Raw genomic sequence first — 23,520 nt, 5'->3', positions numbered from 1 at the left:
ATGCGTTGGGCACGCGCGCGTCCGATCGCGCGAGAGGCCCGTATTTAAAGGGTTTCGAGGCCGTCACCTTGCCTTTGGAATGTGACCGTAGTGTTGCAGTGTCACCCCGTATACTCCGACGCGCTTTCACGTTTTTTCACACGATTTCACGTCTCAGGCACCTATCCCGTCATGCGTCACTTCGCGCAACTCAGCCTTGCGGTCTTGCTCGCGGCAAGCCAACTCGGACCCGCGGCCAGCACGGCTCACGCTCAACAGGCCGACAATCGCGTCAGCCTGAATTTCGTCGACACCGATATTCCCGCCGTGCTGCGGGCGCTGTCGCTATTCACGCAGCGCAACTTCCTGGTGGACCCGCGAGTCAAGGGCAAGCTCACGCTGGTGTCGGACCGGCCCGTGGACAGCGGGCAGGCGCTGGCCATGCTCACGGGCGCGCTGCGCCTGCAGGGCTTCGCCATCGTCGACGTCGACGGCGTGACCCGCGTGGTGCCCGAGGCGGACGCCAAGCTCCAGGGCAGTGCGGTGGTGGGCGATCCCCGGCCGGCCCCCGCCGGCGCCACGGGCGCCGGACGACCGCCCGCGCCGGTGCCGGTCGCGGCGTTCGCGAAGGGCCGGGGCGGCAGCAGCGGAGAAATGCTGACCCGCGTGTTCCCCCTGAAGTACGAGAACGCGGCCAACCTGGTGCCGGTGCTGCGCCCCATGGTGCCGCCGAACAACCCCATCAACGCCTACCCCGGCAACAACACGCTGGTGGTGACCGATTACGCCGACAACCTGGAGCGGATCGCCAGCGTGATCGCGCGCATCGACGTGCCCAGTTCCATCGATACCGACGTGGTGCCGGTGCGTTCGGGCATCGCCTCCGACATCGCGGTCCTGGCGTCGCAGCTGCTGGACACGCAAAGCAGCGATCCGACGCAGCGCATCGCGGTGGTGGCCGACCCGCGCAGCAACAGCGTGCTGGTGCGCGCCGGCAGCCCGGCCCGCACCCGGCTGGCGCGGGACCTGATCATGAAGCTCGACGCGCAGCAGACCCGCGCGGGCAACCTGCACGTGGTGTACATGCGCAACGCCCAGGCCACCCGAATCGCCGAAGTGCTGGGCGGCCTGCTGGCCGGCCAGGCCAATTCCGCGCCGGGCGCGAGCGGCGGTGCGAGCGGCGCCGGAGGCGCCCCGGCGGGCGCGCGCGCCCAGAATACCGCGGCCAACAATACGGCCCAGGCGGGCATGGGCATGTCCGGCGGATCGGGCTCGGGCAAGGGCGGGCTGTCGGGCGAGCAGGAGCGCATTGCGCGCGACGATCCGGGCACGCAGGCGGTGTCGTACTCGGCCGGCGGCGCCACCATCCAGGCGGACCCGGCGACGAACTCTCTGATCATCTCCGCGCCCGAACCGCTGTACCGCAGCCTGCGCGAAGTCATCGACCAGCTCGACCAGCGCCGCGCGCAGGTGCTGGTGGAAAGCCTGATCGTGGAAGTGAGCGAGGAGAAGGCCGCCGAATTCGGCATCCAGTGGATGTCGGGGGCGGGCAGCATCAGCGGCGGCGGCACCAGCTTCATCGGCGGCACCAACCTGGGCGGCAGCGGCATCACGGGCGGCGGCCCGACCTCCATCGACGCCCTGGCCAACGGCCTGAGCCTGGGCGTGGTCAAGGGCACGGTGGACGTGCTGGGCAACGAGATCATCAACCTCGGCGTGCTGGCCCGCGCCATGCAGAACACGGGCGAGGCCAACATCCTGTCCACGCCCAACCTGCTGACCCTGGACAACCAGTCGGCCAGCATCCTGGTCGGCAAGACCGTGCCTTTCGTGACGGGCCAGTACGTCACCTCGGGCAGCAACGGCAGCTCCAATCCGTTCCAGACCATCGAGCGCGAGGACGTGGGCCTGAAGCTCAACATCCGGCCGCAGATCTCGGAAGGCGGCGCGGTCAAGCTGGACATCTACCAGGAAGTCAGCAGCATCGACGAAACCCGCTCCTCGCCCACGACCGGCATCGTGACCAACAAGCGCGCCATCGATACCAGCGTGCTGATCGACGACGGCCAGATCATCGTGCTGGGCGGCCTGCTGGAAGACAGCGTGTCGCTCAGTTCGGACGCGGTGCCCGGCCTGGGCTCGATTCCGGTGCTGGGCGCGCTGTTCCGCTACGACACGCGCAAGCGCACCAAGACCAACCTGATGGTGTTCCTGCGGCCTTACGTGGTGCGCGACGCGCGCCGCAGCGCCAGCGTCACCATGGACCGCTACGACTACATGCGCCGCGCGCAGGCGGGCGCCCAGCCGGGCAAGCACTGGCTGCTGCCGGACCTGCAGGCGCCGATGCTGCCGCCGCTGGGCTCGGCGCCCTCGGTGTCGAACAACGCCTACGACATGCGGCCGGAACAGCTGGCCGACACCATGCGCCGCCCGCCGCCCGTCACGGTGGAATCCTTCGCGGTGCGCCAATACCCCGCGGCGGCGCAGCCCGCCGACCCGGCGCTGCCCATCCGGGTGAACCTTCCCCGCGGCGTGAGCGTGGCGGTGGACCCCGAATCGCTCTACGGCGAGGCGGACCGCAGCAGCGCCACCTTGCAGTTCGCCTCGGTCGAGGCGCGCGCCGACGCCGACAAGATCGCGCAGCGGGTTCGCGCCAGCGGCCTGCAGGCCTACGTGCAGCTCGGCCCCGGCGGCATGGGCTACGTGGTGCGCAGCCAGGTGGCCAAGGACCCGGGCACCATTTCCACCGCCACCGCGCTGCTGCGCGAACTGGGCTACAAGAGCGAAGTGGTGTCGCAGCTATGAGCGCGCCGGGCCGCCCCAAGCGCGAATACCGGAATGCGCAGCATGAAGGTCGTCCAATGAGCGCGCATCCCTTGCCCTATGCCTGGGCCCGCGCGCAACGCGCGGTGCTGTCGCTGCGGGGAGGGCGGGCGCAACTGACCGTCAGCCCGCGCACGCCCGAATGGGCGGTGCGCGAAATCCGGCGCTGCCACGGCGACATCGCCTTGGCCGAGGTGGAGGACGAGGCGCTGGAAACCCTGCTGACGGCGGCCTACAGCCACTCCGAGGACGCCGCTTCCGTCATGGGCGTGGCCGAGAACGAGATCGACCTGGACCGCCTGCTGCAGGACATGCCCGAGGTGGCGGACCTGCTCGAAGCGCAGGACGACGCGCCCGTGATCCGCATGATCAACGCGCTCTTCGCGCAGGCGGCGCGCGACGGAGCCAGCGACATCCACATCGAGCCCTTCGAGACCCATTCGGTGGTGCGTTACCGCGTGGACGGCACGCTGCGCGACGTGGTGTCGCCGCGCAAGGCCCTGCACGCGGCGCTGATCTCGCGCATCAAGATCATGGCGCACCTGGACATCGCCGAAAAGCGCCTGCCGCAGGACGGCCGCATCGCGCTGCGGGTGGGCGGCCGGCCGATAGACGTGCGCGTTTCGACGCTGCCCACCGGACACGGCGAACGCGCGGTGCTGCGCCTGCTGGACAAGGAGGCCGGGCGCCTCCAGCTGGAGCGGCTGGGCATGGCGCCCGGCGTGCTGGGGCAGCTGGACCGCCTGATCCGGCAGCCGCACGGCATCGTGCTGGTCACCGGGCCCACCGGCAGCGGCAAGACCACCACGCTCTACGCGGCGCTGAGCCGGCTGGACGCGGCCACCAGCAACATCCTCACGGTGGAAGACCCGATCGAGTACGACCTGCCCGGCATCAGCCAGACCCAGGTGAACGCCAAGATCGACATGAGCTTCGCGCTGGCGCTGCGGGCCATCCTGCGGCAGGATCCCGACGTGATCATGATCGGCGAGATCCGCGACCTGGAAACCGCGCAGATCGCGGTGCAGGCGTCCCTGACGGGCCACCTGGTGCTGGCCACGCTGCACACGAACGATTCGGTTTCCGCCGTGACCCGGCTGACCGACATGGGCGTGGAGCCGTTCCTGCTGGCGTCATCGCTGCTGGGCGTGCTGGCGCAGCGGCTGGTGCGCAAGCTGTGTCCGGCGTGCCGCCAGCCCGCCATGCAGGACGGCACGCGCGTGTACCACCCGGTGGGATGCGCGGCCTGCAATCACACCGGCTACAGCGGGCGTTCGGGCATCCACGAACTCTTCACGGTGGACGACGAGGCGCGCCGGCTGATCCATGAAGGCCGCGACGAACGCGAGCTGCGGCGCGCGGCCGCGGCCTCGGGCATGCGGACCATGCGCGAGGACGGCCAGCGCTGGGTGGAGGGCGGGCAGACCTCGCCCGAGGAAATCGTTCGCGTCACGCGCGACGCCTAGCGGCCGCGCCGCGCCCCTGGCTGCCGCATCGGCCGCCCAGGCGCCGCGCCGGCCGCCTAGGTGCCGAATTCCACCGTATCGCCAGAGCGGCGCCCCAGCATGGACATCAAGCCATCCAGCGCGGCGCGGTCCGCCTCGCCGGCGGAATGGGCATAGCTGGCCTGGCCCTGGAAGCGCAGGCCGCGGCCCGTGGCGCTGCCTTGCCCGGTCACGTCCAGCAAGCCGTTCTCGGTGCTCAAGGCCAGCGTGGCGCCGGCTTTTCCGCCTTGCACGCGCAGCACGTAGGTGCCCACGGACGCGACCGGCGCGAGCGCCGTGCCGGCATTGCGCCAGCGCAGCTCCGCCACCGGGCCCGAGGGCAGGGCGGCGCCCAGCCGCAAGGGCTGCCAGGCGATTTCCAGCATGCCTTGCGGCGCCATCGTGTTCCATGGCGCGCCGAGCGCGGCCAGCACCGACGCGGGCGCGCGCAGGGACTGGGCGGACAGCGCCAATCCATTCCAGGCCGGGCTGGCGCGCAGCGGGCCTTGCAGCCACGGGTGCGTGACGTCCAGGGCCAGCGCGCTCCAGCGCCATTGCCATTGCACCGGCTGGGGCAGCATGCGGCGCGCGCCCGGCGGGCCCAGCGCGATCCATGCGCTGCCGCGCCATAGCGTGCCGCTGGCGTCCGCCAGCGCGACCGGGGCGTCGTCGGGCAGCACCGCGAACAGCCACCGCGCGGGCAGCACGGCGGCGCCCGCGGCGGCGGCGCAGGCCGCGCCGGCCAGCAGCAGCGCGGCGCCCTTGCGGGACATGCGAAATCCGGCCATGTCAGCTCCGTGCCGCCGGCGGCGACAGCGTCACCGTGCCGTTGACCAGGCCGGGCAGCGGACGTCCATGGACGTTGGCCGCGCGGGTCAGGTCGATCTGCCGGATCGCCAGCCCCCAATCGCGCGCCGCGCCATCCAGCCACCGCAGCAGCGAGGAGGACGGCGCCTGCGTCAGGGTCAGCAACAGCCCCGGGCCCGTCTCGGGTTCGCCCAGGGCCCATTGCGCGGCCGGCAGGCCCGCGCGTTCCAGCGAGGCCGCCAGCTCGGCGGACGAGGGCATGGCGTTCACGGCGGCGGATCGGCGCCGCAAGGCGGCCGCCTGCGCGCTCAGGTCGGCCACGGCGGCGGCCTGCGCCCGCAGCCCGGGCAATTCCGCCTGGAGCTTCGCCATCGCCTTCAGCGGCGGCTCGATCAGGCCGACGAAGACCAGCGCGGCCCCCAGCGCCAGCGCGGCGCCGGCCAGCAGCCGCCGTTCGCGCGGCGCCAGTGCCCGGTAGCGTTCGCGGGCGCGCGCCAGCGCGGGATCGAGGGGCTTGCGGACGGATTGCCAGGCGGCGTCCAGGCGTTGCGTAAACGTAGTCATGGTTGAGCGCGCGTGACGCGCCAGGTGTGATCGGAGTCGGCCCGCTCCAGCTTCAGGCCCAGGGCGGCGGCCTGCTGGATCAGCGCGGGGGTTTCGGCGACACGCTGCGACTGTTCGCCGGCGTCGGCCAGCTGGAGCGTGAGCGACTGGTCGGCGTAGGTCAGGCGGGCGACCTTGTCGGCCGCGAACGGCAGGACCTGGGCCGCGGCCCGGGCCAGCGGCAGGAAGTCGCCCGCGCCGGCCGCGCCGCGGTTGGCCTGCAGCGCGTCCAGGCCCTGCTGCGCCTGGCGGGCCGGGTCCAGCACTACCGGCAGGTCGGGGAAGGCCGCCAGCACCTGGCGGCGCATGCCGTCGCGCAGCGCGTCGGCTTCGGCGCGCAGCTGCGAGGCGTAGCCATTCAATCCGGCGATCCAGACCACGGCGGCGGCCGCGCTCCAGCGCCAGACGGGACGCCAGCGGGAGGCGCGCGCCGGCGCCAGCCGGGGCATGGCCAGCGACCACGACGGGGAGGGCGCGAGCCAGCGCGGATCGGCCGGGTCGCGCAAGGGCGTGGATGCGTCGGGCGCCGATGCGTCGGGCGCCGGTGCGTCGGGCGCCAGCGTTTGCGTCGCGATCAGCGCATGGGCGCGCAGGCCCTGCGCGTTCAGCAGGCTCCAGGCGCGGCGCACGGGTTCGCGCGCCGCCCAGGCCAGCGGCACGGCGCCGTCGGCGCCGCGCGGGCCGTGGCCGACCGCCAGGGCGTCCAGGTCGCTCAGCACCAGCGGTTCCAGCGCGCTGTGGACGGCGGCCGCAAAGCGGGCGCGGGCGACGTCGGGGATATGCACGGTGGTGGCGATCACGTCGGCGGGATGCAGCACCGCTTCGCAGGCGGCCTGCGGATAGGCGTGCCCCAGCGCGCGCAGCGTGAGTTCGCCCTGCCGCGCGCAGCGCCCGCGCCGGTCGAACCAGGCATAGGGCAGGGGAGAGTCCTCGCCGAAGTCGGCGAGGGCCGGCAGCGCGAGGCGCAGGATGTTCTTCAAGGGTTTTCTCTTGTCCATATCGTGTCGGGCGCGGCCGGCGGCGTGCTGCGCATCAGGGCCTGCATGGAGATCCGCGCGCGTTCGTAGGCGACGGTGCCGGTGGCGAGGAACCAGGCGCTGCTGGTGGTGACGGCGGGCGCGGGCGTCTTGATGCCGGTGCCCGCGAGCCGGTTGGCGAAGTCGCCGGCGTTGTTGAACCAGTTGCCGCGGTCGCGTTCGCCGGCGAGGCTGCGGGCCTGGCTCAGCGACATGCCCGGCACCAGGGCCGCGAGGACCTCGGCGGGGGCGGTATTGACGTTGACCGGGGTGGCCAGCGGCAGCACCGTCATCGTGCGGCGCAGCTCGGCGCGCGCCTGCGGGTCCAGCGCCAGCAAGGCCGCGATCTCGTCCACGCCGCGTGGCAGCGGCGCGCGGGCCGCGGCGGCGCCGGCCTGGCCCGGCGTGCCGGCAGGCGGGTTGGCGGATGGACTGCCCGGCGAGTTGGCGACGGGGGCCGGCGGCTGAGCCGCCGTGATCACGCCGATGAACTGGGCGGCCAGCGTGTCGGGCAGTTGCAGCGTGGAGAGCAGCCGGCGCAGGACCTGCTCCTGTTCCGGTTGCGGCACGCCGTTGGTGGCGAGGTTATAGAGGTTGTACTTGCCCTGTTCGTCCTGGATCCGGCCGGAGAACACGGCGACGCGCTCGTCGCCGGGCCGCTCGATGCGCGTGTCCAGGATGGGCGTGGCCCAGATCTGGTCGCCGCGGGTGACGGGCTCGCGCCGGCCGTGGTCGCGCAGGATCAGCCGGGCCCAATCGATGCCGCCGGCCAGCATGGCGCGCGCCTGCACGCGCGCCAGTTCGTTCTCCACGCGGCGGGTGCTGGCGGTCTGGCGCTGGAACAGGCTGGCGCTCAGCGCCGCGACGATGGCCACGATGATGAGGGCGCTGACGACGGCCGCCCCGCGCTCGCGCCGGTCCGGGGCGCTCATGGCAGCTCCAGGATGCGGCTGAAGCGCTGCGGCGCGGCGGGCTCGCCGCGTTCCAGCGTGATTTCCAGGCCGGCGGGCGGGGCCGCGAGGCTGGCGTTGGCGTCGACCCAGCCGGTGCCCGGCACCCAGGCGCGCATTCGCAGGGCGCGCACGCCGGGCAGGAGCAGCAGGCCGCCGTCCGCGGCGGGCAAGGGGGCTTGCGCGGCGGACGGGCCGGCGGCGCGCCAGAGGCCGTCCTTGCGCACCTGCCAGTGCACGCGTTGCCACAGGCCGTTGCCGTCCGGATCGGGGCGCACCACTTCCAGTGCTTCGCCGCCGCCGGTGCGCCGCAGCAGGCGCAGGCCGCTGCCATAGGACAGCGCGTCCTGGCCGGCCGGCTCGAAGGCCGGCCCGGTGTAGGCGAGTTCCACGTCGCGGCCGATCTGGCCCAGCGCGCGCACGATGGCGTCGGTGTCCTCGGCCTGTTCCTCGATCCGGTCGCGGGCGCTGGACACGCTGGACAGGCCGCGCCAGGCCATGAGGCTGACCAGGGCCATGAGCGCGAGGGCCACCAGCACTTCCATCAGCGTGAAGCCGGCCTGCGAACGTGAAGGCGGGCGCATGGCTAGCGGACGCCGGACAAGAGGCCGTCGAGCTGCAGCAGGACGACCTCGGGCCGCGACGACGACGCGTCGCGCACGCGCACCGATACCTGGCGGAAACTGCGATTCACCGAGTTCGTGAATTCCAGGTCGCATTGCAGCGCGCGGCCGCCTTGGGCGCAGGGCTGGGTTCGCGAGCCCGCGCGCGGCAGGACCTGTTCCAGGCGCAGCTGGGCCAGCGCGTTCTGCGCGGCCAGCAGCGCGAGCGTCTTGTCCTGGAGGCTGCGGTTGTTGACCGCCATCACGCCGGTGGCGCGCAGCGCGGCCGCCATCGCCACGGCGATGATGGCCAGGGCCACCAGCACTTCGATGAGCGTGAAGCCGCGTTCGCGGGCGGGAGGGCGGGGCGGTTCAGCGGATGTCATAGCGTCCAGCGGCGTCGCGTTGCAGGATGACGCGGGCGTCCCCCGCGCGCAGCGTCAGCGTGATGGGCGCGGCGACCCATTCCGTGTTGAACACGAGCGGGCGGTCGGGCTCCAGGCGCAGGTCCACCGGACCCGTCGACCAGGCTTGCGGGCGCAGCACCTCGTCGCGTTCCATCGTGTCCGCGGGCACGGCGATGTCTTCCTCTGCGCTCATGCCGGGCGGGCGGCCCTGGCGTTCGAAAGACCAGCCCTGGCCGCTGGGCAGCCAGCGGATGGCGCGGCCGTCGCTGCGGGCTTCGCTCTGGGCCACGGCGAAGGCGTCGGCCAGGCGCTGGGCGTCGCCGCGCAGGCGATTCTCGCCCCGCCCCACGGACAGGCTCACCATGCTGGCCGCGATGGCGACGATCACCAGCACGACCAGGACTTCGACCAGCGTGAAGCCGCGTTCAGAGTTCCCAGGAGCCGATGTCGGCATCGCCATTCTCTCCGCCGGGCTTGTTGTCGGCGCCGAACGAGAACACGTCGATATCGCCTTTGACGCCGGGGCTGAGGTATTGGTAGGGATGGCCCCAGGGATCGTTGGGCAGCTTGTCCAGGTAACCGCGCCAGTTGGAGACGCCCTCGGGCTTCTCCGCGAGCGCCCGCAGGCCCTGGGCGGTGGTGGGGTAGCGGCCGTTGTCCAGGCGATAGAGCTTGAGCGCCTGCATGATGCCCGCGATGTCCTGGCGCGCGGCCACTTGCCGCGCCTGGTCGGGGCGGTCGAGCACGCGGGGGACGATCAGCGCCGCAAGAATCCCCATGATCACGATCACCACCATGATCTCGATGAGGGTGAAACCTTGCTGGCGGGCAAGCCCGCGCGGTAACTGACGCACTTTGCAACTCCGGTCTTCAGTAGAAGCCGAGGATTGTGGTCATGAAATATGACAGCAATATGGGCGCGCCGGTTTTCTTTCCGGGCTAGCCCGCGCGCGCGATGCCGGCGGGCGCGGGCTGGGCGGCGGGCGCCGGCAGCCGGCTGCCGCGTCCGGCCTGCTCCACGGTGACCGCGTCCGCGGCGACCTCGCGCAGCACGATGCCGGGCGCCACTTCATTGCCGACGCGCCAGGCCGCGGGCGGGCCGCCGTCGATGCTGAGGACGGCCGCGCCATCGGGCCCCGCGGCGATCACGCCCAGCACGCTGATCTGCGTGCGCATCGCTTCGTCCTTGCCGAACCAGAGGGCCACCGGCCCGTTGTCGGCGGCGCGCGGCGCGGCCGCGGCCGACACCGCGGGCGGCAGCGAGGCGGGCCGCGGCGCAAGCAGGATCGAGCCCCACGCGCCGAGGCCGGCCGCCAGGGCCAGGACGGCGAGAACTCGAAACGCCGCGGGCGCGGCGGGCAGGGCGGAACGCAAGGACAGGGGCATGGCGCAGGATACGGACGGGGATCGATCCGCCCGACTATAGCGGGCCTACATGACAGGACGGCGCGGCCAGCGCGGGGCCGATTCGCCGCGCCACACAAAAAGAATCCTGATCCGTCGATCAGCCTTTCTCTTTCTCGCTTCACGGGCCTTTCACTTTCGACGGCCACTATGTGCGCCAACGCAAAACCTGTTCATGAAGCGAGAAGAGAAGCATGCAAGCATTGGATTGGAGAAGATGGTGCGCCACCCTGTTGGCCACCAGCGCCCTGGCGGGCTGCGGCGGCGATGACGGCGACGACGAGGCCGCGCCGCCGACCGCGCCGCCGGTGACCGCGCCGGACCAGGCCCGCGCCGACAAGGTGCTGTTCATCGGCGTCGACGGCCTGACCTACGACGCCATGCGCCGCGGCGTGGCCGACAAATCCCTCGCCAATATCGGCCAGCTGACCGTCACGCGCGCCTGGACGGGCGGCGTCACGGGCGCCGTCACGCAACAGCCCACGCTGTCCGCGCCGGGTTGGGCGACGTTGTTGACCGGCCAATGGGCCGACCAGCACGGCGTCCGTTTCTCGGTGCAGGGCGAGGCGGTGAAAACCCCCACGCTGTTCGAGCGCGTGAAGTCGGCGCTGCCGGCGGCGCGCACCGCCGCCGCGTTCAATTCCACGACGCTGGCGGGGCTGCTCGGCCCCGACCGCGACGCGGGCTACCTGCAGGCGCTGACCGACTGTGCCGGCGTCGACGACTGCGTGGCGACGCAGGCGCGCGACCGCATCACGGAAGGCTATGACGTGGTGGTGGCGCAATTCGGCGCGCCGGAGCGCGTGGCCGCGGAGTCCGGCTTCGGCGGCGCGTACGACGAGTCCATCCGCCGCGCGGATGCGGCCATCGGCGCCCTGACCCGGCAGATCGCCGAGCGCAAGGCGGACCATCCCGGCGAGAAATGGCTGGTGGTCGTGGCTTCCAGCCACGGCCTGGGCAAGACCGGCGCCACCGACGGCCGTCCGTTCTCGTCGAACAAGACCATCCTGCTGGCGGCGAACCAGCCGGCCTTGCTGGGCGGCAGCGCCGACGACGCTTCGTTCGACGGCCTGTGGGACAACAACTGGTACGCGCTGCCCAGCGCCGCCGACGTGACGCCGACCCTGCTCGGGTATCTGGGCGCGCTGCCGGCCGTGGTCGACTACGACATGGCGGGCACCTCGCTCGCGGGCGCGCTGGCCTTGCGCAATGCCTCGGCCCGGACCTCGATGGACAACAAGAGCGTGACGCTCAGCTGGGTGCGCGTGGGCGAGCCCGCCGGCGACGTCGTGATCAGCCGCGACGGCGCGGAGATCGCGCGCGTGCCGGGCACGGACGCCGGGTACGTGGACAAGGGCTTCGCCTTCGATACCGAGGGCGTGCACACGCTGAACTACAGCGTGTCCGTAGGCAGCGCGGTCAGCGCCGTGCGCGCCACCGTGACCTACACCAAGCCCTTGCCCCTGCTGGCTTCGCTGCGCAGCGGCCTGACGATGCTGTTCCCCTTCGAAGGCAACGTCACCGACGTGGCCGCGGGCGGCGGCGCCATCACGCCGTATGACGGCGTGCAGGCGCCGGCCTACGCCGACCCGGGCGTGTTCGGAAAGATGTTCAAGAACGACCGCAGCGCGGACCCCCTGGGCGCCTTCAAGCTGGATTACCCGGCCGGCATGCTGGACGCCGCGACGGCCTTCACCATCGGCTTCTGGTACCAGTCCGACGGCACCGCCAGCGACCGCTCCATCCTGGGCAACAAGGACTACAACTCCGGCGGCAACCCCGGTATCACCATCGCCCAATGGGCCGGCCCGGTGCTGTATTTCAACCTGGCGGGCGGCGGGACGCGGGTCGACATCAACAACGTGAAGTTCACCCCGAACAAGCCGGTCTATATCGCCATGACCGTCGACAAGACGGCCAAGACGCTGACCGCCGCGGTCTACGACAGCGAGCTGGGCTATTCGACCCGCACCATCAGCACCGCCGCGGTCGATCTCACCAAGGTTGCCGGCAGCTACGGCCCGCACCTGGGCCTGAACGAAGACGGCCGCGGCACCTACGGCATCTGCTGCGCCGGCACCAAGGGCCCCTACACCATGTATTTCGACGACCTGGCCTTCTGGTCGCGGGCGCTGACGGACGACGAAGTGAAGTCCCTGGCCCTGTCCGGCAAGTCCGTTTCCGAACTGTTTCCCTGATGTTCCAAGGATAGAGAACGATGAGCATGTCCATGATTTCGCGCGGTTTCCTGCGCCTGGGCGCGGTGCTGATGCTGAGCGCCGCCTTGGCCGCCTGCGGCGGCGACGACGGCGACGACAGCCCGCCGCCCGCCAACGGCGGCCAGCCGGAAACGCCGGCCCCCGTGCCGCCGGCGCCCGCCAAGCCCGAACTGCGCTGCGCGCCCTGAACCGCGCCTCTCCCCGAATCCATAGGAATAGAATCCGTGACGTCCGAAAAAGACCAGGTCCACGCCGGCAAGCGCCGGTTCCTGCGCAATGCCGCCGCCTCGACCGCCGGCCTGACCGCGCTGTCGATGTTCCCGCCGGCGATCCGCCGCGCGCTGGCCATCCCCGCCAACAACCGCACCGGCACCATCAACGACGTCGAGCACGTGGTCATCCTGATGCAGGAAAACCGCTCCTTCGACATGTACTTCGGCACGTTCAAGGGCGTGCGCGGCTTCGGCGACCGCATCACCATCCCGCTGCCCGACAACCGTTCGGTCTGGGAGCAGAGCAACGGCACGCGCGTGGTGATGCCCTATCACCTGGACAGCACGCAGGGCAACGCGCAGCGCGTGGCCGGCACGCCGCATGACTACGTGGACGCCCAGATGGCCTGGGACGGCGGCCGGATGGAGCAATGGCCGCGCTATAAGCAGAACCAGTCCATGGGCTATTACCGCCAGAAGGAGGTGGAGTTCCAGTTCGCGCTGGCCGAAGCCTTCACGCTGTGCGATGCCTACCATTGCTCCACGCATGGCGGCACCAACACCAACCGCCTGTTCCACTGGACCGGCACCAACGACCCGCTGGCCCAGGGCAACGGCCCGTCCACCCGCAACCAGTGGGACAGCCTGGGCGCCTCGTCCACGGGCTGGACCTGGAAGACCTACCCCGAGCGCCTGCAGGAAGCGGGCGTGAGCTGGAAGGTCTACCAGAACCTGCCCGAGAACTTCGGCGACAACCCGCTGGCCGGTTTCCGCCAGTACCGTCGCGCCAACGAGCTCGCCGGCAACGGCGCCAACGGCGCGCCGTACCCGGCCTGGACGCCCGCCATGGACGCGGCCAACCCGCTGTACAAGGGCACGGCCAACACCATGCCCGACGGCGGCTTCCTGCAGTCGCTGCGCGAGGACGTGCTCAATGGCACCTTGCCCCAGATCTCGTGGATCGTGGCGCCCGCCACCTATTCCGAGCACCCCGGCCCGTCCAGCCCCATCCAGGGCGCCTGGTACATCCAGGAGACGCTGGACGCCCTGACCGCCAATCCCGAGGTCTGGAGCAAGACGGTTCTGCTCATCAACTTCGACGAGAACGACGGCTACTTCGACCACGTGCCGCCGCCCGCCGCGCCTTCGCTCAACCCGGACGGCTCGATGGCCGGCGCATCCACGGTGAACACCGACCTGGAACGCCACACCCGCGCCTCCGCCCAGGACGCCGCCGACAACCGCGTCTACGGACCGGGCCCGCGCGTGCCGATGTACGTGGTGTCGCCGTGGAGCCGCGGCGGCTGGGTCAATTCCCAGGCCTTCGACCACACCTCGGTGCTGCGTTTCCTGGAAGCCCGCTTCGGCGTGGCCGAGGACAACATCAGCCCGTGGCGCAGGGCGGTGCTGGGCGACCTGACGTCCGCCTTCAATTTCGCCACGCCCAACGACGAGAAGCTGCCCGACCTGAACCTGCTGACCCGCGCGGGCGCCGACCAGGTGCGCGCCGACCAGCAGGCGCTGACCGCCGTGCCGTTGCCGGACCCGTCCACCCAGGCCCGCCCGGTGCAGGAGCGCGGCGTGCGCTATTCCCGCGCCTTGCCCTACGAGCTGCACACCAGCGGCCGCGCCCGGCCGGGTTCGGGCGAGATGCGCCTGATCTGCGCCAACACGGGCGCCGCGACGGCGGTGTTCCACGTCTATGACCGCCTGCACCTGGACCGCCTGCCGCGCCGCTATACCGTGCAGCCCGACAAGCAGCTGGAAGGCAGCTGGGACGCGGCGGCCGACGGCGGCAAGTACGACCTGTGGGTGCTGGGCCCCAACGGCTACCACCGGCATTTCGCGGGCGACCTGGCGCTGGCGCGCACGGCGGGGCTGGATGCCGAGATCCGCGTCTGCTACGACGTGGCCAACGGCGACGTCTACGTCAGCTTCATCAACGGCGGCCTGGCCCCGTGCACGTTCGTGGTGGCGCCCAACGCCTACTACGCGAACCACGAGCGCTGGAGCTTCACCGTGCCGGCGGGCGGCCAGGTCGAGCAGCACTGGGCCCTGGCGGGCAGCGGCAGCTGGTACGACTTCACCGCCACCTTGCAGGAAGACCCGGCCTACGTGCGCCGTTTCGCCGGCCGCGTCGAAACCGGCCGGCCGTCGGTGACGGACCCGGCGATGGCCTCGTCATGAGTCCGGGGCGGCAATCTGCGCGTCGCGCTCGCGGAAGGCCGCGGCGCAACCCGCGCAGATTGCCGCCGTAATGCCCTGGCGGGCGTGCTCGCGCCGCTCCAGCATGCCGATGGAGCGCGCCAGCGGCCCCAGGTCCGGCGGCAGCCGGAAGATCCGCAGCTCGGGGCTTTGCTGCCAGTTCGAGCCGTGGATCAGGGGCAGCAGCGTCACGCCCACCTCCTGCCGCACCAATTCCACCAGCGTCTCGATGGCGTTGAGCTCCAGGAATTCGTCCAGAGGCACCGCCAGCCGCCGCAGCAGCCGGTCGATCTGCAGGCCGGTGCGCTGGGTGCGGTCGAAACGCAGGAACGGATTGCCCGCCAGCACCTGGCGCGCGTCCGCGCCCGCCGCCGAGCGCGGCGCGATGACCACCAGTTCTTCTTCATATAGCGGGGTCCAGCGGGTGCTGGCCATCTTGCGGCCGGCTTCCACCAGGAAGGCCGCGTCCAGCTCGCCGTCTTCGACCTTGCCCGCCAGCTCGCTGGCCTTGGCCGACAGGATGCGAACGTCCAGCTTGGGATGGCGCTTCTTCATGCCCGACACCACCTTGGACAGGGTGCCCATGCAGGACACGATGCTGCCCACCGAGACCGAGCCGGCCAGTTCGCCCGGCACGGTCCGCGGCCGCCTCATGCGGTCGTAAAGATCCAGCAAGTGCTTGATTTCCGGTAGCAATTCCCGGCCGGCTGCGTTAAGAATGGCAAGGCGGCCGCTGCGGTCGAACAGTTCCCGTCCCAGCTCCGCCTCCAGCGCCCGCATCTGGAAGCTGACGGCCGCCTGGGTCAGGGCCACCTGCTCGGCGGCTTCGGAAAATGAGCCATGGTGCGCGACCGCCAGGAAAGTGCGCAGGAAACGGATCGTACTCATAAAAAATTCTTTTATGACGGAACAAAAAATCAAATTGATTTAATTAGATCACAAGAGTACTTTCGGCTGCCTGGGCCGACCGCAGGCCTAACCGTTATGAGACTAGCGACATGAAATCCTTCGACTGGGGCAACCCCTATCCTTCCGTCCGCATTCCGCTGTTCGCCCGCAACGTGGTTTCCACGTCGCACCCGCTCGCGGCCCAGGCCGGATTGCGCATGCTGCTCAAGGGCGGCAACGCCGTGGACGCCGCCATCGCCGCGGCCGCCACGATCGTCCTGGTCGAACCCGTGTCCTGCGGCCTGGGCGGCGACTGTTTCGCCATCGTCTGGGACGGCAAGGAACTGCACGGGCTGAATTCGTCCGGCGTGGCGCCGGCCGCCTGGAACGTCGAGTACTTCAAGCGCAAGTACGGCGTGGGCGCCAACGGCCTGGCCATCCAGCCCAAGCGCGGCTGGGACGCGGTCACGGTGCCGGGCGTGGTGGCCGGCTGGGCCGCGCTGCACGAAAAGCTGGGCAAGCTGCCCTTCGAGCAGCTGTTCGAGCCCGCCATCGAGATCGCCGAGCGCGGCTATGCCGTGCCGCCGGTGGTGGCGCACAAGTGGGCCGCCGCCGCGGAGGAACTGAGCGCGCAGCCGGGTTACGCCCAGGCCTTCCTGCCCGAGGGCCGCGCGCCCAAGGTGGGCGAGCATTTCCGCTTCCCCGATGCCGCCAACACGCTGCGCCGCATCGCCGAATCGAAGGGCCGCGACTTCTATGAAGGCGAGCTGGCCGAGCGCATCGCCGCCTTCAGCAAGGAATGCGGCGGCGCCATGACCCTGGAAGACCTGCGCGGCTACCGCCCGGAATGGGTCAAGCCGATTTCCAAGTCCTACCGCGGCTACGAGCTGCACGAGATCCCGCCGAACGGGCAGGGCATCGCCGCGCTGATCGCGCTGGGCATCGTCGAGCGCTTCGACATGGCCGACATCCCGGTGGATTCGGTGCAATCGCAACATATCCAGATCGAAGCCATGAAGCTGGCCTTCGCCGACCTCTACAAGTACGTGGCCGACCCGCGCTCCATGCAGGTCACGCCCGAGCAGATGCTGTCGGACGCCTACCTGGACAGCCGCGCGAAGCTGATCCGCCTGGACCAGGCCACCCATTTCGAAGCCGGTCGCCCGCATGCCGGCGGCACCATCTACCTGACCGCCGCCGACGAGAACGGCATGATGATCTCGTTCATCCAGTCCAACTACATGGGCTTCGGCTCGGGCGTGGTCGTGCCGGGCACCGGCATCAGCATGCAGAACCGCGGCGTGGGCTTCTCGATGGACCCGCAGTCGGCCAATGTGGTCGAAGGCGGCAAGCGTCCGTTCCACACCATCATCCCGGGTTTCCTGACCCGCGGCGGCAAGCCGGTCATGAGCTTCGGCGTGATGGGCGGCGACATGCAGCCCCAGGGCCACATGCAGACCGTGGTCCGCATGATCGACTACCACCAGAATCCCCAGGCGGCCTGCTGCGCGCCCCGCTGGAAGGTCAATCGCGACTTCACGCTCGATATCGAGACCAATATGAAGGCTTCCACCATTGCGGGCCTGAAAGACCTCGGGCATGCTTTGAAGTCCGTCGACGATCCCTACATGGATTTCGGGGCGGGGCAGTTCATCTGGCGCATGTCCGAAAGCGACAACGAGCTGGGCTACGTCGCCGCCAGCGACAGCCGGCGCGACGGGCAGGCGGTCGGCTTCTGATACGCAATAGCGCAGCCACAAGGGGAATTTAAATAATGAAACGCTTGACCTTGACCTTCGGCGCCAGCCTGCTGGCGCTGGCCGCCGGCGCGGCTTCCGCCCAGAACATCCGGATCGGCCTGCAGGAAGATCCGGACGTGCTGGATCCGCACCGGGCGCGCACCTACGTGGGCCGCATCGTGTTCACGTCGCTGTGCGACAAGCTGGTCGACATCGATCCCAAGCTGCATTTCGTGCCGCAGCTGGCCACGTCCTGGTCGTTCAGCCCCGACAACAAGGTGCTGACGTTCAAACTGCGCGAAGACGCGCTGTTCCATGACGGCTCGAAGTTCGACGCCGCCGCGGCCAAGGCCAACCTCGAACGCGCCATGACCCTGCCGGACAGCCTGCGCAAGGGCGAGCTGGCCTCGGTGGAGAAGGTCGAGGCGCCCGACGCCGCGACGCTGGTGCTGACGCTGAAGAAGCCGGACGCCACGCTGCTGGCCCAGCTGTCCGACCGCGCCGGCATGATGCTGTCGCCCAAGACCTTCACCGACGACGTGGCGGCCGTGGGGCGCAAGCCGGTCTGCTCGGGCCCGTACAAGTTCGTCGAGCGCATCCAGAACGACCGCATCGTGCTGGAGAAGTTCGACCAATACTACGGCGCCTCGGACTACGCCTTCAAGCGCGTGACCTTCCTGCCCATCCCGGACACCACCGTGCGCCTGTCCAACCTGCGCGCCGGCGACCTGGACCTGCTGGAACGCCTCAACCCCTCCGACGTGCCGCAGGTCAAGGGCGACGCCAGCCTGACCTTCGCGCCGATCGCCGGCCTGGGCTTCCAGCAGTTCATGTTCAACGTGGCCAACGGCAAGCGCGCCGAAGACAATCCGTTCAAGAACAAGCTGGTGCGCCAGGCCTTCCAGTACGCCATCGACCGCAACGCCATCAGCGAAGTGGCCGGCGGCGGCATCTTCGATCCGGCCCAGCAGCCGTTCCCGCCCGCCAGCCCCTATCACAGCGACAAGTTCCCGCCCACCAAGCGCGACGTGGCCAAGGCCCGCGCGCTGCTCAAGCAGGCGGGCTTCGAGCGCGTGAAGGCCGAGGTCATGTTCGGCAACAACACCACCACCTCGTCGATCGCCGAGATCGTCCAGGCCATGGCCTCCGAAGCCGGCTTCGACCTGTCGCTGCGCCCCACGGAGTACGCGGCGCTGCAGAAGGAATCGGCCGGCGGCAACTTCCAGGTCGTGATGCTGGGCTGGTCGGGCCGGGTCGATCCGGACGGCAACATCCACGCCTTCGTCACTTGCAAGGGTGCGCTGAACGACGGCCACTATTGCAACCCGGAGGTGGACAAGCTGCTGAACGAGGCGCGCACCGTGCCCGACGAAGCCAAGCGCAAAGCCATCTACGACCAGGCGCAGACCATCATCCAGGACGAACTGCCCGGGGTGTATAACTATTACCAACCCTGGCCCTTCGCGATGGCCAAGAAGGTCAAGGGCTTTACTCCCTATCCGGACGGCATGATCCGGCTGAAAGGCGTGACGTTCGCGCAGAAGTAATCGCGGCGCGGCAGTTACGCGCCGCGCCAGCCGGACGCGCCTTGCGCGTCCGGTTGTCGTTTGCGGCGGCGGGGCGCCGCGGTTTATCCTCCCGGCCCCGTCCGCCGTTCCTGTCTTACGGTTTCTCATATGCTTAAACTCATCTTGCGCCGCGTGATCGTCGCGATACCGACACTGATACTGGTGTCGATGATCGTCTTCATGCTGCAGAAAATCCTGCCCGGCGATCCGGTGCTCACCCTGGCCGGCGAAGAGCGCGACCCGGCGGTCCTGGACTACCTGCGCGAAAAATACCGCCTCAACGATCCGCTGCCCGTGCAGTACGCCGCCTGGGCCGGACAGGTCCTGCAGGGGGACCTGGGCAAGTCGCTGCGCACCGACGTTCCCGTCACCACGCTGATCGGCCAGAAGCTGCCGGTCACGCTGCAACTGGCCGCCATGGCCATGTTCTTCGCGCTGCTGGTCGGCATACCCATGGGCATCCTGGCCGCCGTGCGCAAGGGCAAGCCCATCGAAATGGGCGCCAACATCGCGGCGCTGTCCGGCATGTCCATCCCGAACTTCTGGCTGGGCATCATCCTGATCATGGTGGTGTCGGTGCAGTGGAAGCTGCTGCCGGCGTCGGGCTACGTGCCGCCGTCCGAGGATTTCTGGCTCTCGATCAAGACCATGCTGATGCCGTCCCTGGTGCTGTCCACGGCGATCGCGGCCTACCTGATGCGGCATACCCGCTCGGCCATGCTGGAGGCCCTGTCGGCCGACTACGTGCGCACCGCGCGCGCCAAGGGCGTGTCGCCGCGCCGGGTGGTGCTGCGGCATGCCTTGCGCAATGCGCTGATGCCCATCGTCACCCTGGTGACCCTGTTGTTCGGCGAGCTCCTGGCGGGCGCCGTGCTGACCGAGCAGGTCTTCACGATCCCGGGATTCGGCAAGCTGGTGGTCGACGCCGTCTTCACGCGCGACTACGCGGTGGTGCAGGGCGTGGTGCTCTGCGTCGCGGTGGGCTTCATCCTGATGAACCTGCTGGCCGACATCCTGTACATCCTGGTCAATCCCCGCCTGAGGCATTCATGAGCGCACTTCCCGCAACGGCCGCGGCCGTCACGCCGCCCCGCAGCCGCAATCGCGCCTGGGCCAAATTCAAACGCAACCGCATCGCCATGCTGGGCCTGGGGATCGTCCTGCTGTTCGTGATGCTGGCCGTGCTGGCGCCGCTGCTGGCCAGCCACGATCCGTTCCAGACCAGCTTCACCACCATCCGCAAGGCGCCGTCGGCGTCCTACTGGCTGGGCACCGACGAACTGGGCCGCGACATCTTCAGCCGCATGGTCTACGGCGCGCGCGCCTCGCTGATGGCGGGCCTGGTGTCCGTCCTGATCGCCCTGATCGTGGGCGTGCCCTTCGGGCTGGCCGCCGGCTATTTCGGCGGCTGGACCGACAGCATCATTTCGCGCGCCACCGAGGCGCTGCTGGCGATTCCCTTCCTGATCCTGGCCATCGCGCTGGCCGCGTTCCTGGGCCCCAGCCTGACCAACGCCATGATCGCCATCGGCGTGTCGGCCGCGCCCAAGTTCATCCGGTTGACGCGCGGCCAGGTGCTGGCCGTCAAGAACGAGGACTACGTGCAGAGCGCCCGCGCGCTGGGCGCCTCCGACCTGCGCATCATCGGCCGGCACGTGTTCCCCAACGTCATGCCGCCGCTCATCGTGCAGGCCACCATCACCATCGCGACGGCCATCATCGCCGAGGCCAGCCTGTCCTTCCTGGGCCTGGGGCTGCAGCCGCCCAACCCGTCCTGGGGCTCGATGCTGAACACCGCCAAAAACTTCATGACCCAGGCGCCCTGGATGTCCATCTTCCCCGGATCGGCCATTTTCCTCGTGGTGCTGGGCTTCAATCTGCTGGGCGACGGCCTGCGCGACGCGCTCGATCCGCGTCAGGACAAGTAAACGATATGGCAACCATGGATCCCAAACGCGTCGTCCAGGTCAACGACCTGACCGTGCGCTTCAAGACCCCCGAGCGCACCGTGGAAGCGGTGCGCAGCGTCTCCTTCCACGTCGACCGCGGCGAAACCCTGGCCATCGTGGGCGAATCCGGCTCGGGCAAGTCCGTGACCTCGCTGGCGCTGATGCGCCTGGTGGAGTACGGCGGCGGCCGCATCGTCAACGGCGGCATGCTGCTGCGCCGGCGCAACGGCGAGGTCATGGACCTGCTCAACGCCCCGGACTCCCTGCTGCAGCGCGTGCGCGGCGCGGACGTGGCGATGATCTTCCAGGAGCCGATGACCTCCCTGAACCCGAGCTTCACGGCCGGCAACCAGATCGCCGAAGCGCTGCAGCTGCATCAGGGCCTGGACGCGGCCGCGGCGCGCGCCGAGACGCTGCGCATGCTGGAACGGGTGCGCATCCCCGAGGCCGGCGCCATCCTGGATCGCTATCCGCACCAGCTGTCGGGCGGCATGCGCCAGCGCGTCATGATCGCCATGGCGCTGTCCTGCAAGCCGCAACTCCTGATCGCCGACGAGCCCACCACGGCGCTGGACGTCACCATCCAGGCCCAGATCCTGCAGCTGATCCGTCAGTTGCAGGAAGAAATGGACATGGGCGTGATCTTCATCACCCACGACATGGGCGTGGTGGCCGAGGTGGCCGACCGCGTGCTGGTCATGTACCGGGGCGACAAGGTGGAAGAGGGCGGTTCGGACGAGATCTTCGCGCGTCCGCGCCACGCCTACACCCGCGCCTTGCTGTCGGCCGTGCCGCGCCTGGGCGCGATGCAGGGCACCGACGAGCCCTCGCCGTTCCCGCTGCTGCGGGTGGACGGGGCCGCGCAGGCGGCGCCGCAGCCGGGCGCCGCGCCCGCCGCGCCGCCCGTGGCCGCATCCTCCACCGTGCGCCGGGAGAACGGCCCGGTATTGAAGGTGCGGGACCTGACCACCAGCTTCGACATCGCCGGCGGCATCCTGGGCCGGGTGCAGAAGCGCGTGCATGCGGTGGAGAAGGTCAGCTTCGACCTCTATCCCGGCGAAACCCTGTCGCTGGTGGGCGAATCGGGCTGCGGCAAGACCACCACCGGTCGCTCGCTGCTGCAGCTCGTCAAGAGCAAGGGCGGCACCATCGAATTCGACGGCAAGAACATCGGCGCCCTGCGCGGCAGCGCCATGCAGACGCTGCGCCGGCACATCCAGTTCATCTTCCAGGATCCGTTCGCCTCGCTCGACCCTCGCATGACGGTGGGTTATTCCATCATGGAACCCCTGCTGATCCACGGCGTGGCGCGCGGCAAGGCGGCGCAGGACCGGGTGCGCTGGCTGATGGACAAGTGCGGGCTGCTGCCCGAAATGATCGACCGCTACCCGCACGAATTCTCCGGCGGCCAGCGCCAGCGCATCTGCATCGCGCGCGCCCTGGCGCTGAACCCCAAGGTGGTGATCGCCGACGAATCCGTATCGGCCCTGGACGTCTCCATCCAGGCGCAGATCGTGAACCTGCTGCTGGACCTGCAGCGGGAGCTGGGCGTGTCGTTCCTGTTCATTTCGCACGACATGGCGGTGGTCGAGCGCGTGAGCCACCGGGTGGCGGTGATGTATTTGGGGCAGATCGTCGAGATCGGGCCGCGCCGGGCGATTTTCGAGAACCCGCAGCATCCCTATACCAAGAAGCTGATGGCGGCGGTGCCCATCGCCGACCCGCGGCGGCGCCACCGCGAGCGCTCGCTGCTGGTGGACGAAATCCCCAGTCCGGTGCGCAAGGTGGGCGACGATCCGCTGGTCGAGCCCCTGGTCGCCGTGGGCGACGGCCACTTCGTGGCGCGACACGCCATCGGGGTGTATTGAGCGCCGGCAGCGGCCCCTCGTGGTTTTTCTCCATGCGAATGTCTGCGACGGACGCATGTGGCGGGCGCAACTGGACGCCCTCGGCGCGAACTGCCGGGCCGTCGCCTATGACCGGCGCGGCTTCGGGAGTCGAGCCGGGCGACGGGGGATCACTCCGCCGTGGCGGATCTGGTCGGACGTTGCGCGTAAGGTTCTGGCGGGCCTTGCGGAGGCCGGCCGCAGCCGGCTCCGCCGGCTTCAGCGCTTTTCCAGCGCCAGCTTCAACCCGAATGCGATGAAGACCGCGCCCGTCATGCGGTCCAGGCCGCGCATGACGGCCGGCCGCGACAGCCAGCGCGCCAGCGGGCGCGTCGCGGCCACCAGCAACGCGAACCACAGCACGCCCAGCAGGGCATGGATGGCGGCCAGCAGCAGGCTGAAGCGCAGCACGTCCGCGCCCGCGGGAATGAACTGGGGCAGGAAGGTGATGTAGAAAACGCCGACCTTGGGGTTGAGCACGTTGGTCAGGCAGCCGCGAACGAACTAGCCGCCGGCGCCGGTGGCGGCCGGCGCGGGCGCCTGCGCGCCGAGCGCCGCGGACGCGCCGCCTTTCCGGCTGCCCCACAACAGCTTCAGGCCCAGGTAGAACAGGTACAGCGCCGCGCAGAGGCGCAGCGCGTCGTAGGCGAGGGTGGATACCAGCAGCAGGGAACCCAGCCCGAACGCGGCGATGGCGCCCCAGACCAGGCAGCCCGCGCAGATGCCCAGCCCGGCCATGAAGGCGCGCCTGCCGCCCTCGACGGCGGCGGTGCGCAGCA

At 70.0% G+C, this 23,520-nt stretch carries 20 protein-coding genes and 1 pseudogene; 10 read left to right on the top strand and 11 right to left on the bottom strand.

Features of this window, described 5'->3' with window-relative positions; genetic code table 11:
* Positions 1-171: 171 nt before the first annotated feature.
* Together gspD and gspE are read left to right on the top strand one after the other, a co-directional pair.
* The gene (gene gspD, locus ADE01S_RS27105; RefSeq protein ID WP_062684873.1) at positions 172-2,784 is read left to right on the top strand and encodes a type II secretion system secretin GspD; all 2,613 of its coding nucleotides are present in this window, start codon (positions 172-174) and stop codon (positions 2,782-2,784) included.
* A gap of 56 nt (positions 2,785-2,840) precedes the next feature.
* A complete protein-coding gene (gene gspE / locus ADE01S_RS27100) occupies positions 2,841-4,268 on the top strand; it encodes a type II secretion system ATPase GspE (protein ID WP_062684872.1) in 1,428 nt (475 codons plus the stop codon).
* Between the two features lie 56 nt (positions 4,269-4,324).
* Here gspE and gspN read toward each other — a convergent pair whose 3' ends face one another.
* The 9 genes from gspN to ADE01S_RS27055 form a co-directional block, all read right to left on the bottom strand.
* The gene (gene gspN, locus ADE01S_RS27095) at positions 4,325-5,074 is read right to left on the bottom strand and encodes a type II secretion system protein N (RefSeq protein ID WP_062684871.1); all 750 of its coding nucleotides are present in this window, start codon (positions 5,072-5,074) and stop codon (positions 4,325-4,327) included.
* Position 5,075: 1 nt separating this feature from the next.
* Positions 5,076-5,657, bottom strand: a complete 582-nt coding sequence (locus ADE01S_RS27090; protein WP_062684870.1) for a type II secretion system protein M — start codon at positions 5,655-5,657, stop codon at positions 5,076-5,078.
* Positions 5,654-6,694, bottom strand: coding sequence for a type II secretion system protein GspL (gene gspL, locus ADE01S_RS27085; protein WP_062684869.1), 1,041 nt, complete (start codon positions 6,692-6,694; stop codon positions 5,654-5,656). Before gspL ends, ADE01S_RS27090 begins: the two co-directional genes overlap by 4 nt.
* Complete coding sequence (gene gspK / locus ADE01S_RS27080; RefSeq protein ID WP_062684868.1) at positions 6,673-7,644, bottom strand: type II secretion system minor pseudopilin GspK; 972 nt, start codon at positions 7,642-7,644, stop codon at positions 6,673-6,675. Before gspK ends, gspL begins: the two co-directional genes overlap by 22 nt.
* A complete protein-coding gene (locus ADE01S_RS27075) occupies positions 7,641-8,246 on the bottom strand; it encodes a PulJ/GspJ family protein (protein ID WP_062684867.1) in 606 nt (201 codons plus the stop codon). Before ADE01S_RS27075 ends, gspK begins: the two co-directional genes overlap by 4 nt.
* A 2-nt stretch (positions 8,247-8,248) precedes the next feature.
* Entirely contained in the window at positions 8,249-8,650 is a 402-nt protein-coding gene (gene gspI, locus ADE01S_RS27070; protein WP_062684866.1) for a type II secretion system minor pseudopilin GspI, read from the bottom strand.
* Positions 8,637-9,125, bottom strand: coding sequence for a type II secretion system minor pseudopilin GspH (gene gspH / locus ADE01S_RS27065; protein ID WP_062684865.1), 489 nt, complete (start codon positions 9,123-9,125; stop codon positions 8,637-8,639). Before gspH ends, gspI begins: the two co-directional genes overlap by 14 nt.
* Entirely contained in the window at positions 9,097-9,525 is a 429-nt protein-coding gene (gspG, locus tag ADE01S_RS27060) for a type II secretion system major pseudopilin GspG (protein ID WP_062684864.1), read from the bottom strand. Before gspG ends, gspH begins: the two co-directional genes overlap by 29 nt.
* Positions 9,526-9,610: 85 nt before the next feature.
* A complete protein-coding gene (locus ADE01S_RS27055; RefSeq protein WP_062684863.1) occupies positions 9,611-10,057 on the bottom strand; it encodes a hypothetical protein in 447 nt (148 codons plus the stop codon).
* A 212-nt stretch (positions 10,058-10,269) separates the two neighbouring features.
* Here ADE01S_RS27055 and ADE01S_RS31675 point away from each other — a divergent pair, with 212 nt between their 5' ends.
* The 3 genes from ADE01S_RS31675 to ADE01S_RS27040 are packed head-to-tail and all read left to right on the top strand — an operon-like array spanning position 10,270 to position 14,693.
* Positions 10,270-12,273 carry an alkaline phosphatase family protein gene (locus ADE01S_RS31675; protein ID WP_075873523.1) on the top strand — a complete coding sequence of 668 codons (2,004 nt, stop codon included), beginning with the start codon at positions 10,270-10,272 and terminating at the stop codon, positions 12,271-12,273.
* Positions 12,274-12,293: 20 nt separating this feature from the next.
* Positions 12,294-12,482: a hypothetical protein gene (locus ADE01S_RS27045; RefSeq protein WP_062684862.1), complete on the top strand. Its 189-nt coding sequence runs from the start codon at positions 12,294-12,296 to the stop codon at positions 12,480-12,482.
* 36 nt (positions 12,483-12,518) lie between these two features.
* The gene (locus ADE01S_RS27040) at positions 12,519-14,693 is read left to right on the top strand and encodes a phosphocholine-specific phospholipase C (RefSeq protein ID WP_062684861.1); all 2,175 of its coding nucleotides are present in this window, start codon (positions 12,519-12,521) and stop codon (positions 14,691-14,693) included.
* On the opposite strand, the gene ADE01S_RS27035 is transcribed toward ADE01S_RS27040, so the two are convergent.
* On the bottom strand, positions 14,688-15,599 hold the full coding sequence (locus ADE01S_RS27035) for a LysR family transcriptional regulator (RefSeq protein WP_062684860.1): 912 nt from the start codon (positions 15,597-15,599) through the stop codon (positions 14,688-14,690). The genes ADE01S_RS27040 and ADE01S_RS27035 overlap by 6 nt on opposite strands.
* A 110-nt stretch (positions 15,600-15,709) precedes the next feature.
* Here ADE01S_RS27035 and ggt point away from each other — a divergent pair, with 110 nt between their 5' ends.
* The 5 genes from ggt to ADE01S_RS27010 all read left to right on the top strand — a co-directional run bounded on the left by ggt (position 15,710) and on the right by ADE01S_RS27010 (position 22,723).
* Positions 15,710-17,338 (top strand): gamma-glutamyltransferase, encoded by a 1,629-nt coding sequence (gene ggt / locus ADE01S_RS27030; RefSeq protein ID WP_062684859.1) that lies wholly within the window; start codon positions 15,710-15,712, stop codon positions 17,336-17,338.
* Positions 17,339-17,373: 35 nt separating this feature from the next.
* Positions 17,374-18,885 carry an ABC transporter substrate-binding protein gene (locus ADE01S_RS27025; RefSeq protein ID WP_062684858.1) on the top strand — a complete coding sequence of 504 codons (1,512 nt, stop codon included), beginning with the start codon at positions 17,374-17,376 and terminating at the stop codon, positions 18,883-18,885.
* Between the two features lie 129 nt (positions 18,886-19,014).
* Positions 19,015-19,959, top strand: a complete 945-nt coding sequence (locus ADE01S_RS27020; protein ID WP_062684857.1) for an ABC transporter permease — start codon at positions 19,015-19,017, stop codon at positions 19,957-19,959.
* A complete protein-coding gene (locus tag ADE01S_RS27015; protein WP_062684856.1) occupies positions 19,956-20,834 on the top strand; it encodes an ABC transporter permease in 879 nt (292 codons plus the stop codon). The genes ADE01S_RS27020 and ADE01S_RS27015 overlap by 4 nt, the downstream gene beginning before the upstream one ends.
* 14 nt (positions 20,835-20,848) lie before the next feature.
* Positions 20,849-22,723 (top strand): dipeptide ABC transporter ATP-binding protein, encoded by a 1,875-nt coding sequence (locus tag ADE01S_RS27010; protein WP_088145713.1) that lies wholly within the window; start codon positions 20,849-20,851, stop codon positions 22,721-22,723.
* A gap of 237 nt (positions 22,724-22,960) precedes the next feature.
* Here ADE01S_RS27010 and ADE01S_RS32200 read toward each other — a convergent pair.
* Positions 22,961-23,479 (bottom strand): annotated as a pseudogene (locus ADE01S_RS32200) (LysE family translocator).
* Between the last annotated feature and the right edge of the window lie 41 nt (positions 23,480-23,520).

This window comes from Achromobacter denitrificans NBRC 15125, assembly GCF_001571365.1.
In the GTDB taxonomy this organism is placed as follows: Bacteria; Pseudomonadota; Gammaproteobacteria; order Burkholderiales; family Burkholderiaceae_B; genus Achromobacter; species Achromobacter denitrificans.
The sequence above is the reverse complement of the archived record's forward strand: the minus strand, read 5'-3'. Positions and strand labels throughout refer to the sequence as shown.